Here is a 13,892-nt window from a genome sequence, read left to right as displayed (position 1 = left end):
TGGTGGCCGGATTGACGGCGGAAAAACGACCGTTTGTGCTATACGAATATTTGCGCTTTTTTTGGCAGCGAAAATGGTGGTTTCTTGTCGTTCCGCTTGCGACGATCGTTTTGACCGTCATCGCAGGGCGGCTTTTGCTGCAGGGGGAGAAGTATACGGGGAAAGCTGTCGTGTTTACCGGATCGATTGACGTAAAAGAGTTGACGGATCCGAAAAATATAGAAGCGAAGTTTCCTGAGGTGAAAAACTTGGATGTCGTCGTTCCTGAGGAACAGTACGTGCAAATCACTGTCAAAGGCGACGATGAACAAGATGTGAGTCGAGAATTGAAGCTTGTTGTGTCGGAATACAGCCAGGAGCTCAAGCGCCATTCGCAAGAGCGGATTGATGTCACCACGAAATACTTGCATGCGCTGGAAGAACGGGAGCGCGCATTGCAGCAAAAAGTCGATTATTATAGCGAACAAATACAGTCGGGCCGCTTGAATCCAGAACAGCTCCATGACATCAGCGACTTGTTGGTTGAGTCGGAAAACAACTTGACTGAAGTGATGGAGCGTGTCAATCGCATCCGCGGCAATCTTGTCTTTTACGAAAAACCGGCCGTATTGTCGGAAGCGGTGGCGAAATCGAAAACGTATACGGGGCAGCTGATGGCCGTCGGCCTTGTCCTCGGCCTGTTTTTGACGGTCGTTTGGCTCGCGCTTTGGAAGTATATATTGGACGCGAGGAGGTACTATTCTTCATGATCCGTTTTGCCATTGTCGGCATGGGGCATATCGCCAAAAAACATATCGATGCCATTGAAAAGGCGGACGGCGCCGAGCTGGCGGCCGTGTGCGACACGAATCCGGAACGTTTGCGCGACGTGTCGGATGTTCCTGTTTACACTGATATGGAGACGATGTTGAAGGAGAACGAACAGATCGATGTCGTCAACATTTGTGTTCCGTCTGGATTGCACGCGCGGCTGGCCAAGCTGGCGGCCCGCTATCGCCGTCATATCATTGTGGAAAAACCGATGGCGCTCCGTGTGAGCGACGCCGAAGAGATGATCCGCGCGGCGAAAGAATACGACGTGAAGCTCGCGGTCGTTCATCCGAACCGCTTCCGTCCGGCGATTCGGAAGCTGAAAGAGGCGATGGAGCGCGGGATGTTCGGAAAACTGAGCCATGCGAACGCCACGGTGCGCTGGAATCGAAATCAAGCCTATTATGATCAGGCGGCGTGGCGGGGGACGAAAGAGTTTGACGGCGGCGTCTTGATGAATCAAGCCATTCACAATTTGGATTTGCTGCTTTGGCTGATGGGGCCGGTCAAGGCGGTGCAAGCGATGGCGGCGACAAGGCTGCGCAAGATTGAGACGGAAGACGTCGCGGCGGCGGTCGTCGAGTTTGAAAGCGGGGCGCTTGGCGTCATTGAGGCAGCGACGACGATTTATCCGCAAAACTTGGAGGAATCGATCGCCATTTTCGGCGAAACGGCATCGGTGAAAATCGGCGGCCGGACGGCCAACTTTATCGAAACGTGGGAAGCGGAAGGCGTCAGCGAGGAAGAACGGGCAAAGCTCATCGATGAGATCAACGCCGACCCGTTTGGCAAGCCGGGGCACCAATGGATCATTGAAGATATGGTGCAAGCGATTCGCGAAGACCGCGAGCCGATCGTCACGGGTTTGGACGGATTGGCTCCTGTTCGGCTGATCGAAGCGATTTTGCGTTCGGCGGAAACGGGGACAAGAGTGCAACTATCTGAGTAGAAAGGAATGAGAGGAATGAACTACGCGGAACGGCTGTTGCAAAAATTTGAGAAACGCGACGCGGTCATCGGCGTGGTCGGGCTTGGCTACGTCGGGTTGCCGCTGGCAGTCGAAAAAGCAAAAGCAGGGTTTCATGTCATTGGCTTTGACATCCAACAAAGCCGCGTCGATCAAGTGAACAATGGGATCAACTACATCGGCGATGTCGTCGATGAAGATTTGCATGAGATGGTCAAACAAGGGCGGCTTGTGGCGACGACCGATTACGCCCGGATCGCGGAAGTCGATGCCGTGGCGATCGCGGTGCCGACCCCGCTCGATGCGCATCACCAGCCGGATACGTCCTACGTCGAAAACTCGGCGAAGGAAATCGCTAAATACGCCCATGAAGGGATGCTTGTCGTTTTGGAATCGACCACCTATCCAGGTACGACGGAAGAAATCGTGAAACCGGCGCTGGAGAAAAAGGGGCTCGTCGTCGGGGAAACGGTGTTCGTCGCCTATTCGCCGGAGCGGGTTGACCCGGGCAACAAGCAGTTTAAGACGAAAAATACGCCGAAAGTCGTCGGCGGCGTGACAAAGACGTGCACGAAAGTGGCGGCGGCCATGTATCGAGCCGTGCTTGAAGGCGATGTACACGAAGTGTCGAGTCCGGCGGTGGCGGAAATGGAGAAAATTTTTGAAAACACGTTTCGCCATATCAACATTGCGTTAGCGAACGAAATGGCCATTTTGTGCGAACGGATGGGCATTGATGTCTGGGAAGTCATCGATGCAGCGAAAACGAAGCCGTACGGATTTATGGCGTTTTATCCGGGGCCGGGGCTTGGCGGCCATTGCATTCCAATCGACCCGTTTTATTTGACATGGAAGGCGCGCGAATACAACTACCATACGCGCTTGATCGAGCTGGCCGGAGAAATCAACAACGCAATGCCGGAATATGTCGTCAACCGCGCGATGCTCATTTTGAACGAAGAAGGGAAGGCGCTGCGCGGTTCGAAAGTGACGGTGCTCGGCGTCGCCTACAAAAAAGACATTGATGATGTGCGCGAATCGCCAGTGTTGAAAATCGTCGAGCTGCTCGAGCAATACGGAGCGGAATTTGTGGTCGTCGACCCGTATGTTCCGTCGTTCCGGGCGTGCAACCGGGTGATTGAGACGGTCGAGCTGACGCCGGAACTGCTTGCACAGTCAGATCTTGTCTTGATTACGACGGACCATTCCAACATCGACTATGAAATGGTCGCTCGTCACAGCCGGGTCGTGTTTGACACACGCAACGCCATGAAAGATGTGTCGAAACCGGCAAAATACGTCAAATTGTAAGCGAAGGAGACGAAACCATGAACGTTGTCGATCCCTCTGTTGTTTGCGGTGAACGTGTCGAAATTGGCCATTTCACTGTCATCGAGGCGAATGTAAAAATCGGAAACGACGTTAAAATCGGACATCGCGTCACGATTCACGAAGGAACCGTCATCGGCGACGGCGTGACGATCGCCGACGGAGCGGTGCTCGGCAAACCGCCGAAGCCGGCGAAAACGAGCACCGTCAAGCTGTCGGGCGAGCTGCCGCCGCTTGTCATCGGCGACCATTGCACGATCGGCGCCAACGCTGTCATCTATCGAGGAGCAGTGATCGGCGCCTACACATTGATCGCTGATTTGGCGAGCGTGCGCGAAAACGTGCACATCGGCCAATATGTGATCGTCGGGCGCGGGGTGTGCGTCGAAAACCACGTCCAAATCGGCGATCGGACGAAAATCCAGTCGAACTCCTACATCACGGCCTACACAACGCTCGAAGACCATGTGTTCATTGCTCCGTGCGTCACGACGACCAATGACAACTACATGGGGCGGACGGAAGAACGGTTCGCCAAAATCAAAGGGGCGACCGTCAAGCGCGGGGCGCGCGTTGGAGGCGGAGCGATTTTGCTGCCGGGCGTGACGGTGGCGGAAGAGACGTTTGTCGCCGCTGGGGCGCTTGTGACGAAAGATACGGAACCGAGGACGGTCGTGAAAGGATTCCCGGCGCGCTTCAGCAAAATGGTCGACGAGCGGGAGTTGTTATAAATTGTTCTCGGCATTCAAGCGTTTAGGAGCGGACTCGCTCCTTTACGCGTTTATGAACGTCGGCACGAAGCTGATTGCCTTTTTGATGCTGCCGATTTATACAAGCTATTTGTCCAAGGCGCAGTACGGGGCGGTCTACTTGATCGACCAATGGACGTCGATGCTGACGTTTCTCGTCATTTTCGGTACGGATTCGGCGCTCTCTTTTTACTATTACGATACGGACGACAAAGAGAAGCGCCTTTTGTATGTGCGCAACGTCATGTACTTCCGGCTGTTTGTCGTCGCCATCTTATTTTTGGCTGTCGTTTTGGCCGGTCCGTGGATCGCAGGCGCGCTGTTTCAAGAACCTCGCTATGTCGATTTGCTGTACATCAGTATCGCGACGCTATTGCTCGATACGATTTTCGTCATGGCGACGACGGTGCTGCGGTTTGAATTTCAGACGAAAAAAGTCGTGATTTGGACGCTCGTGAAAATGCTGCTTGTCGCTGTGCTGTCGTATGCGGTGCTCCGGTGGTTCGCGGCGACGCCGGAAGGGCTGCTCATCGGCCGGTTCGTGAGCAGCGCGCTCGTGTTTTTGTTGATGCTGCATTTGACCGTAAAGTATATGGTGTGGCGCGTGCGCTTTGACGTGTTAAAGGAGCTGCTTGCCTACGCCGCCCCGCTCGTGCCGACTTCGCTCGCCTTTTGGGTGATCGCCAACGTCAGCACGTTTTTCATCCAACGGTTTGCGTCGTTGGAGGAAGTCGGGGTGTTTGGGGTTGCCTTGCGTCTCGCGACCGTGATCACGCTCATCACGAGCGGCGTGCAGATGGCGTGGCGTCCGTATTCGATGTCGATGAAAGACCGGCCGGAAAGCCGTGCGCTGTTTGCGAAAGTGTATATGGCGCTTTTGCTCATTGGAGCGTTTGGGCTGCTTTTGATCGCCACGGCGAGCCCGTGGCTTGTGGGAACCTTTTTTAAACCGGAATATCGCGATGCAGCGTCCTATATCCCGTTTTTATCGGCCGTCACGTTTTTGAACTTTTATTATCTGATTGTTTCCACCGGCTTGTTTTTGACAAAGGAAACCGGCTATATTTCACGGGTGTTCACGCTAGCGGCGCTTCTTCATCTTGCGTTGAACGCTGTGTTGGTGCCGCTTTGGCTCAGCTGGGGGGCGGTCGCGGCCAGCCTCATTACGTATATTGTCGCTGTGGCTTTCATTTTTCGCAAAAGCCAGCAAGTGTATCCTGTGCCAGTGTCATGGAAAAAGATGGCTTTGGTTTTGGTCGGCACATTGCTCGCCCTCATCGTCATCGTCTACGTTCAGCAGGCGCCGCTTGCTGACGGCTGGGTGCTCGCTGGTTGGGGCTTGTTTGCCGCCACGCTCTTTGCCAGCCGGGTTGATCGTGATTTGCGCCGTCCGGTGCGCACGATCGAGGGCGAAAATGCGCAAAATACTTGATAACCGCTCATCTGATCTAGGAGGTGTTTCGGATGAAAATCGCCACCGTGTTAGGCGCCAGACCGCAGTTTATCAAGGCTGCCCCCGTCTCGCGCGTCTTGCGAAAACAATATACCGAAGTGCTGATCCATACCGGGCAGCACTATGACCCGAATATGTCGGCCATTTTTTTTGAGGAGTTGAATATTCCGACGCCTGACTACTATCTTGGGGTGGGTTCAGGCAGCCATGGAAAGCAAACGGGCGAAATGCTGATGAAAATTGAAGAAATTGTTATGCAAGAAAAACCGGATTATGTGCTCGTCTATGGCGATACGAACTCGACGCTCGCGGGCGCTCTTGTCGCAGCGAAGCTCCATATTCCCGTCATCCACGTCGAAGCCGGACTGCGCAGCTTCAACAAGCAGATGCCGGAAGAAATCAACCGCATCATGACCGATCATGTCTCCGAGCTCTTATTTTGTCCAACGGAGACGGCCGTGGAAAATTTACGAAAAGAAAATATTACGCGAAACGTCTGGAATGTCGGCGACGTCATGTATGACGCCATTTTGTACAACAAGGAGCTCGCACAGCGCCAATCGACGATTTTGGCTGATTTGTCGCTGGCGGAACAATCCTACTACTTGATCACCATTCACCGAGCGGAAAATACCGATGACCCCGACAAATTGAAAGCCATTTTGGCTGCTTTTCGGGATATTGACGGGACGAAAGTGTGGCCGATTCATCCCCGGACGCGGCATAAGCTTGAAGAGTACGGCTTGGACGCTTCGGCGATTCCAGGGCTTCGGCTGATCGATCCGGTCGGTTATTTGGACATGCTTCGGTTAGAGAGCGGCGCGAAAAAAATCATCACCGATTCAGGCGGTGTGCAAAAGGAGGCGTATTTCTTGCGCGTGCCTTGCGTGACGGTGCGCGAACAAACCGAATGGGTGGAAACGCTCGAAGGCGGGGCGAACATCTTAACCGGCACGGACCGCGAGAAGATCGTCGCGGCGGTTCACAAGGAAGTCGCCCCTGTTTATGTGGACGTCTTTGGCGATGGGCATGCGGCGGAGAAAATCGTGGCGGCGATCGGACAGCGATAAGGGTGCGTCGGCATGTTGGACGTGTTGATCTGGTTGATTGTTCTTGTCGCCTCCACCTTGATGTTTCGCTATGCAGCGGGGACGCTTTCATTGACGGCGCCGAATCTCGTGTCGATTGTGTACTATTACTCGTTCCTTCTGTCAAGCTTCATCGGCGCGCTGCTGATCGCCTTGGGGATGGACGATTACTACATGATTCGCAAGCTGTTTCGGCCTGAGGAATACCGGCAGATTGGATTTGCTGTCGTATGCTTTGTCATGATCGTGTTCCCGCTGTCGATGGTGGTCGTTTCAAGGCTGTGCGGATTTGAAGCCAGGCAGGAGTTTCGCGCCTATTTGCAAAAGCCGCTTTCCCCGTTGGCCGGAGCGACGGGCAGCCAAGTGTTTTATGCGTTTTTGGCGCTGTCGCTGCTCAGTTTTGCCGCCATTGCGTATATGATTTGGAAAACGCCGACGATTCCGGTGTTTGCGCTCTTGACAGGGACGGATGAGAGCTTGGCTGCGTTGCGCATTGAGGCGTCGCGCCATTTTGGCGGAAACGTGCTCGTTCGCAATATTTTTGCCATTACGCTCACGCCGCTTTTGTCGTTTATCGCTTATTTGTTTGCCGAGCTGACGCACGAATGGCGGTGGAAGCTGCTGTTTATCTGTCTGTTTGTCGGGGCGGTGTTCGTCAATGTGTATGATTTGGCCAAATCGCCGATTTTCTTTTACGTGATGATGTTTTTCCTCATTCGCATTTACATTGGAAAAACAAGGCTGTCGGCGGTGAAATTGGCGCTGTATGGGGGAGTGGGGGCGGCGGTGCTCGTCGGCATGTACATCGTCATTCAAGGGGTGCAAGATGCCACGACCTTTTTGTCTTACAACAAAGGCCCGATCGGCCGCATGATTTTTGCGCAAATCGCGCCGACGTTTCTTCATTTGAATTTGTTCGGCGAAGCGCTGCCATTTCTTTATGGAAAAAGCTTGCCCTCGATTTTAACAGGGTTGTTTGACGTCGAGAACGTCCGCTCCGCCCGCCTCGTGATGGCGCACGTGTTCCCAGAGCGGATTGAAGACGGGACAGGGGGAGTGTTGAACACCCTTTTTGTCGCTGAGGCGTATGCCAATTTCGGTTATGTGGGGATCGTCATCGGCACGCTGTATGTCGGTGTTGTGACGCAGCTGTTGTACATTGGGTTTCTACGGCTGCCAAAAAATCCTTTGTTTTTAAGTTTGTTCGTTTATTTTTCCATTAACATCCCCCGCACGCTCGTCGGTGGGTTCACCGATTTTTTGTTCAATCCGACCTGGGTTCTGCTCGTGGCGTTGTTTGGCGGAATGGCGTTATGGCTGCGGGTGCAGGGGGATTTACGGGCATGGTTTGCAACGAAAAGGCGAATCACTGATGAGGGATGAATGATGAAAACCGTATTGATTTATTACCCGTTTTCACTCGCCGCGGAACGAAACAGCGGGTCAAAGCTGCGGCCGTATGAAATGCATCAGGCGTTTTTGCGCTGGGGAGCGAAGGAGGGAGTGGACGTTCTTCTGATCGCCGGCACGTCAGCCGAGCGGGAGAAGCAATTTCAAGAGCTCCGCAGCCAAGGCAAGCTCGATGATGTCTGGTTTTGCTATATGGAAAACCAGACGATTCCGCTTTGGCTCACTGACCCAGGACACCGGCCGCAACGTCCGTTCGTCGACCGGGACGTTCTCCGCTACTTGAAAGCCCGCAATGTTCCGATCGGCGTCTTTTACCGCGATGTGTATTGGAAGTTCCCTGATTTGTATCCGCTCCGCGGTTGGAAAAAAGCGGCCATGCAAATGATGTACCGTTGGGAAGAGCGGTTTTACGAGCGGTACTGCGATGTCATCTTTTTGCCGAGCCTTGAAATGGGAACATACGTCGCGATCCGCCGCCCGATGGTCGATTTGCCGCCGGGTGGGAAGCAAAAGCCGTTTCAGCGGTTCGGGACGGCGAAACAGCCGCTGAATGCCATTTATGTTGGCGGCATCAACAATGCCGACTATGGGCTTTTGCTCCTGCTTGAGGCGATTCGCTTGGCAAACCGCCGCAAGCCGCTTGTTTCGCTCACCGTCGTCTGCCGAAAAGACGAGTACGAGCGGCAGCCGCTTGCGGTGAAAGAAGAGCTTGCCGCCTTGCAAGTGCGCGTCGAGCACGTCAGCGGCGAAGCGCTCGACCGTTTGTATGCGGAGATGGATTTCGCCTTCATCCCGCGGCGGCGGAGCGAGTACAATGATTTTTCCGTTCCCGTCAAGCTGGTTGACTATCTGTCGAGCGGCCTGCCGATTGTCGCCACCGCTTGCTCAGCGCAAAAGCGGTTGATTGAAGCGGATGGGTACGGCGTCATTTGCGACGACAACCCGTCGTCGATGGCAGAAGCGATCGCCAAGATGGCCGACATGCTCGAGGAGTGCCGCTTGCGCATTGCGCAGACGTTTATGGCGAAACATTCGTGGGAAGCGAGAGTGGAAAAGGTGAAAGAAACGTTGGTGGGGGGCCTCCGATGAAAGTCGCCTTATTGGCTCCAAGCAAATCGATCCATACGCATAAGTGGGCCCGCTTTTACCAAACGCAAGGCATCGATGTGAAAGTCGTGACGTTTAAAGACCATTACGGGCCGGAGCAAGCGAAAGAAGTCGAGACAGTCGTGCTGCCGAAATGGCTGCCGGGGAAGTTGTCGTATTTTTCCACTGTCTTTTCATTAAAGCGGCTGCTCGCTTCGTTTCAACCAGATATTTTGCACGCCCATTATGCCTCCAGCTACGGGTTGATCGGGGCGCTTGCGGGGTATCATCCGTTTTACGTCTCCGTCTGGGGGCGCGACGTGTATCAGTTTCCGAATGCCAATCGTTGGAACCGACGGATGCTTGAATATACATTCCAGCGTGCGGATGTCATTTGTTCGACAAGCCATGTGATGGCGAAAGAAACCGGAAAGTACACGGACAAACCGATCGAAGTGACGCCGTTTGGTGTTGATGTCGCCCGCTTCAAACCGTTGCCGAAACAGCCGAAACGGACCGTGACGATCGGCACGGTGAAAGCTCTTTCCGACAAGTACGGGATCGCCGATTTGATTCGGGCGTTTGCCATTGTGCACGAGCGGCATCCGCAAACGGAGCTGTTGATCGTCGGCGACGGGCCGCAGCGGAGCGAATACGAGGAGCTGTGCGCCCGCCTCGGCATCCAATCCGTGACGACGTTTGCCGGCAAAGTTCCGAACGAACAAGTGCCGCTGTATATCAATCAAATGGATATTTTCGCCGTGCCTTCGACTGAAGACAGCGAAAGTTTTGGCGTTGCCGCCGTCGAGGCGATGGCGTGCGGCGTTCCCGTTGTCGTCTCCAACGTCGGCGGGCTGCCGGAAGTCGTCCGTGAGGGAACAACGGGGTTGATCGTGCCGAAAAACGCTCCGGAGAAGCTGGCGGAGGCGTTCGAACGGCTGCTGCTTGATGAGAGGCTGCGGCAACGAATGGGGGAAAACGGCGTCAACCATGTCCATGAACATTACGATTGGACGGAAAATGCGATGCGCATGATCCGATTGTATGAACAAACGTTGAAAGGCGGTGGAGGGAGTCGATGAGGAACAAAGCCGTCATGTCAGCCGCCGCGGTTGGTGCTCGTTTGTTGCCGAAAGCGGAGGCTAAGTCGCGAAGCCGGCGGCTTTCCGTTGGCAAGCTCATGATGACCGTCGGTTTGCGGCAACGATTATCCATCCAAGGACAGCGGGACGATGCCAGGGGGGCGTTTCCCCTTTTCCACGCCTCGTTTGCGCTCGCCTCTTGGCGCTCGAAATGGAACGTTCGTTTGCGATTTTTTGGGAAAGTGGTGTGGAGCGGGCCATGAGGATCATTTACCTATGCCAACACTTTCCACCGGAAACAGGCGCACCGCAAATTCGTGTGTATGAGGTGAGCAAAGAGCTGATCAAACGGGGGCATCAAGTGGAAGTGCTCACGGCGTTCCCGCATCATCCGCACGGCGTCATCCCCAAGCCATACCGCGGCCTGTTTTATTTGTTCGAACAATGGGACGGCATTCCCGTTCATCGGACATGGATTTATCCGTCGCCAAAGGGGAGCTTTTGGAAACGGCTCGCTTCGTATTTTTCGTTTACGTTCAGCTCGTTTTATTCGCTGCTTGTGAAAGCGAAGCCGACGGATGTGATCATTTGCAATTCCCCGCCGTTGTTTTTAGGGATCACCGGGTACGTGGGCGCGAAGTTGAAACGGGCGAAGTTTGTTTTCAACGTCGCCGACATTTGGCCGGAATCGGCCGTTGAGCTCGGCATTTTGAAAAATCGGCTGTTCATCCGAATGGCGAGATGGCTCGAGCTGTTTTTATACCGGAAGGCGTGGAAAATCGCCGCCGCGACGGAAGGCATTCGCGATTATATGATTGAGCAAGGGAAGGCGCCCGAGGATGTCTTTTTATTGCCGAACGGCGTCAACACGGATGTGTTTCGCCCGTTGCCGAAAAACAAGAAGCTGCTCGCGGAATTAGGGCTCGAAGGAAAAGTGGTGTTTACGTACGCCGGAACGATGGGATACGCCCAAGGGCTCGATTCGGTGCTGCGGGCGGCGGCCATCGTCAAAGCGAAAGATGAACGGGCGCATTTCCTGTTTGTCGGCGACGGCCAAGAGCGGGAAAAGCTGATGGCGTTAAAAGAAGAGCTCGGCCTTGACAATGTGACGTTTTACGGATCCGTTCCGGTTGAGAAGATGCCGGAGATTTTCTCCATCACCGATTACAGCATCGTTTCGCTGCGCAACATCGATTTGTTTAAAGGAGCAAGGCCGTCGAAAATTTTCCCGGCGATCGCCACCGGAACCCCGGTGCTGTATTGCGGCGAAGGGGAGAGCGCAGAGATTTTAGAAACATACCATTGCGGAAAAATCGCTCCTCCAGAAAATCCCGAACAGATCGCCGCGGCGGTTCTCGAGCTGCTTTGCCTTCCGAGAGAGGAATACGAAAAGATGGCGGAAAATGGGCGCAAGTTGGCGGTGGAGCAATACTCATGGATTCGCATTGTCGACGATTTGCTTCACGCCCTTGGCGATGAAACAAAACGCGAATCCGTTTGGCCGGCGGAACAATAAAAAAAGAAAAGGGTGTCCCGCTCATAAGCAGGATGCCCTTTTTTGGTTCCGTGAAAAGGCGTGCGCCTTGAGCAGATATTTTCATGCCGGGTGAAGAGCAAAACTTGCCCATGAGACTTTTCCGTGAAAATGCACGCGCTTGGATGCGTCATTTTCATCCCCGGGTGGAGGGCAAAAGGTCGCCCGTGGACCTTTTGCCGTATGAAATGACTTCTTCTTTTACATCTGTCACGCTTTCTTCATTAGAACGAGACTTCCGCCCCGCGGAAGTAATGCTCTAAAATTTGCTCCGCCGTCCATCCGCGCTCGGCGAATGCTTTTGCTCCGTATTGGCTCATGCCGATCCGGTGCCCCCATCCTTTTCCAGTGACAGTGATCGAGCTAACCCCTGACGGCGAGGCGGAAAGCGGCATGATGCCATCCGTTGTTTGTACTTTGATTCCTTCGACGCCGGCGAGCGAAACCGTTCCGTTCCCTGTTTGGACGGAGTAAGATGACAAGGGAGAGGCGGCGATGTTGCCGCTAGTCGTTTGAATCGACACTGATGGACCGCTTTTTTGCACTTGAATGTCAAACCAGTTGGACGGCAAGATGCCGTAAAATTGATTGCCGTCTAGCGGGAACAGTTTGCGGATGGTCGTTTCATTGCCTTTCACCGTTTTTTCGCCTGCCGAGGTTTCAATCGTGACGGCACCCACTTCTCCGTTCGCGCCGGTTTTGGCGATCGAGACGTCGTATAAAACAACCAATGGATCGGTGAGCCCGAACGAACGCAACAGCACAGACGGGGAGAAGGTGAACGACCAGCGGCTGTACGGCGATGATTCATACGGGTCATCGACGCTCGCCAAATATGGGTAGGCGGTTTGCGACGAGTTCCAGACGTCGCTTACGTTGGCGGTTCTGCCGCCGCTTGTCGAGTGGTAATACGTTTCAATGACACTGCCATTATATTTAAGATACAATCCTCTTGTCGCATCCACTGCCTCGTTCGATCGGGGAGATTCTCCATCATATCCTTTATACGTCTGTGTGTTTGGATTGGTCGTCAAACTTGTTTTATGTTTATAGGCATAGTTTCGGGCTGCAATGGCTTGCGCCTTCAGCGCTTCGAGCGGCCAAGAGGCAGGCATCTCGCTCGGCACGACTCCTTTTAAATAATCTTCCATATCTAAAATATTGACAGCATACAAGGCGCCATTTTGCAGACGAATGTCGACGCTTCCGCGATAGCGGGTTTGATTCACTTTCACAAGCGACAACGGCGCAGCGCCGATCGTTTCTTGAATGGTAAATCCGGTGCTTGAAAAATCCGTCTTTCCGTTGTACGTGACAAACACGGTCGAAGAGGAAGACCGAAATGTCAGGCTTGTCCCGCTTGGCAACGGGGTGATCGTCAACGTCTCTTTATTGACGATTTGATAGTTTCCTTCGACGGCGACTGTCGCCGATGTGCCTTTATATAAAAGGACTTGCACGGGATTGTTGTACGTTTTCACCCCAGCGGCGTTCGAGGCGGAAGGAGAGACGATGAGCAAAAACAGGCCGACGGCCAACCACGCTAATTTTTTCACCGTCTACTTCACCTCACCAAATTCAGCGGCCATCCAACCCCGCCGCCCATCAGACAGCTGCACGTTGTACCATTTCTCTCCTTTGCTGTTGGTAAACGGCTGAATATAGACCATCTCTGTCCCTTTTGGAACGGTCGCAATAGTCGGATAAGAAGTCGTCGCTCCTTTTCGAATATTGACCGCGGCCGTGGCGATGACGTGCTTGGTGCTGTCGCTGCTGACGGCGGATGTCGAGACATCGCCGGAATGAATCCAACCTTTCAACGATGAGGAGAGGATGATGTTGTACCACAGTCCTTGGGAAGTAAGGTGCGCCCCGACGACTTGCAGTGAAGCCCCTGCCTGTTTATAAGTGATGACGCGGTAGCTCGTTGACGCTCCGCTGCGGACGGCCGCATTGTTTTTCGCTACATAGACGACAGAAGGCAAAGAAGGCGAAGCGGGTTTGCTGGCAAGTTGTTGTTGAAGTTGTTGAATTTGTTGTTGCTGGGCGGCCAGTTGTGCTTTCAGGTTGGCAATGTCGTTTTTCATCGGGTTGAGCTGGGAAGTCACCCAGTCGACGCTCGCTAACACGACTTCTTCCGATGCTTTCATCGCCGATGGCGTAAACAAGAGGGCGCCTGCCGTCATTCCGACCGCCAGGCTGGCAGCAACGGCCCATTTGGCTTTTCGTTTCATCATGTTCATCTCCCCCGTTTTTGGATATGGAAAGAAAGGAGAATAATAGCTTTCCTAAAAGGCCGGTGAAAAACAACGGATTCGCTCGGTTCATGAGGAATCGCAAGGAATGAAAACGCGATGTTGCCATGTTTCTCAGTTTGACGAACT

The 13,892-nt window shown here is 53.8% G+C and carries 13 protein-coding genes; 11 read left to right on the top strand and 2 right to left on the bottom strand.

The window, feature by feature from the left end; genetic code table 11:
• Positions 1-11: 11 nt before the first annotated feature.
• From GYMC52_RS16455 to GYMC52_RS16405, 11 genes are read left to right on the top strand one after another with little or no spacing between them, the layout of a single operon-like run.
• Complete coding sequence (locus GYMC52_RS16455; protein ID WP_013524682.1) at positions 12-749, top strand: LPS biosynthesis protein; 738 nt, start codon at positions 12-14, stop codon at positions 747-749.
• Positions 746-1,759, top strand: a complete 1,014-nt coding sequence (locus GYMC52_RS16450; RefSeq protein WP_013524681.1) for a Gfo/Idh/MocA family protein — start codon at positions 746-748, stop codon at positions 1,757-1,759. Before GYMC52_RS16455 ends, GYMC52_RS16450 begins: the two co-directional genes overlap by 4 nt.
• 15 nt (positions 1,760-1,774) lie before the next feature.
• Positions 1,775-3,088 carry a nucleotide sugar dehydrogenase gene (locus GYMC52_RS16445; RefSeq protein ID WP_013524680.1) on the top strand — a complete coding sequence of 438 codons (1,314 nt, stop codon included), beginning with the start codon at positions 1,775-1,777 and terminating at the stop codon, positions 3,086-3,088.
• Positions 3,089-3,105: 17 nt separating this feature from the next.
• Entirely contained in the window at positions 3,106-3,837 is a 732-nt protein-coding gene (locus tag GYMC52_RS16440) for an acyltransferase (protein WP_013524679.1), read from the top strand.
• Position 3,838: 1 nt separating this feature from the next.
• Complete coding sequence (locus tag GYMC52_RS16435; protein ID WP_013524678.1) at positions 3,839-5,287, top strand: lipopolysaccharide biosynthesis protein; 1,449 nt, start codon at positions 3,839-3,841, stop codon at positions 5,285-5,287.
• Positions 5,288-5,319: 32 nt separating this feature from the next.
• Positions 5,320-6,378 (top strand): non-hydrolyzing UDP-N-acetylglucosamine 2-epimerase, encoded by a 1,059-nt coding sequence (gene wecB, locus GYMC52_RS16430; RefSeq protein ID WP_013146455.1) that lies wholly within the window; start codon positions 5,320-5,322, stop codon positions 6,376-6,378.
• A gap of 12 nt (positions 6,379-6,390) precedes the next feature.
• A complete protein-coding gene (locus GYMC52_RS16425) occupies positions 6,391-7,779 on the top strand; it encodes an O-antigen polymerase (protein ID WP_013524677.1) in 1,389 nt (462 codons plus the stop codon).
• Entirely contained in the window at positions 7,780-8,895 is a 1,116-nt protein-coding gene (locus GYMC52_RS16420) for a glycosyltransferase (RefSeq protein WP_013524676.1), read from the top strand.
• Complete coding sequence (locus GYMC52_RS16415; RefSeq protein WP_013524675.1) at positions 8,892-9,974, top strand: glycosyltransferase; 1,083 nt, start codon at positions 8,892-8,894, stop codon at positions 9,972-9,974. The genes GYMC52_RS16420 and GYMC52_RS16415 overlap by 4 nt, the downstream gene beginning before the upstream one ends.
• Complete coding sequence (locus GYMC52_RS16410) at positions 9,971-10,237, top strand: hypothetical protein (protein WP_013524674.1); 267 nt, start codon at positions 9,971-9,973, stop codon at positions 10,235-10,237. The genes GYMC52_RS16415 and GYMC52_RS16410 overlap by 4 nt, the downstream gene beginning before the upstream one ends.
• A complete protein-coding gene (locus GYMC52_RS16405; protein ID WP_013524673.1) occupies positions 10,234-11,490 on the top strand; it encodes a glycosyltransferase family 4 protein in 1,257 nt (418 codons plus the stop codon). Before GYMC52_RS16410 ends, GYMC52_RS16405 begins: the two co-directional genes overlap by 4 nt.
• Positions 11,491-11,732: 242 nt before the next feature.
• On the opposite strand, the gene GYMC52_RS16400 is transcribed toward GYMC52_RS16405, so the two are convergent.
• The gene (locus GYMC52_RS16400; protein WP_013524672.1) at positions 11,733-13,064 is read right to left on the bottom strand and encodes a SpoIID/LytB domain-containing protein; all 1,332 of its coding nucleotides are present in this window, start codon (positions 13,062-13,064) and stop codon (positions 11,733-11,735) included.
• 3 nt (positions 13,065-13,067) lie between these two features.
• The gene (locus GYMC52_RS16395; RefSeq protein ID WP_013524671.1) at positions 13,068-13,745 is read right to left on the bottom strand and encodes an SH3 domain-containing protein; all 678 of its coding nucleotides are present in this window, start codon (positions 13,743-13,745) and stop codon (positions 13,068-13,070) included.
• Positions 13,746-13,892: the final 147 nt, after the last annotated feature.

It is taken from the genome of Geobacillus sp. Y412MC52, from assembly GCF_000174795.2.
In the GTDB taxonomy this organism is placed as follows: domain Bacteria; phylum Bacillota; class Bacilli; order Bacillales; family Anoxybacillaceae; genus Geobacillus; species Geobacillus thermoleovorans.
This window is presented reverse-complemented; position numbering and strand designations above follow the sequence as displayed.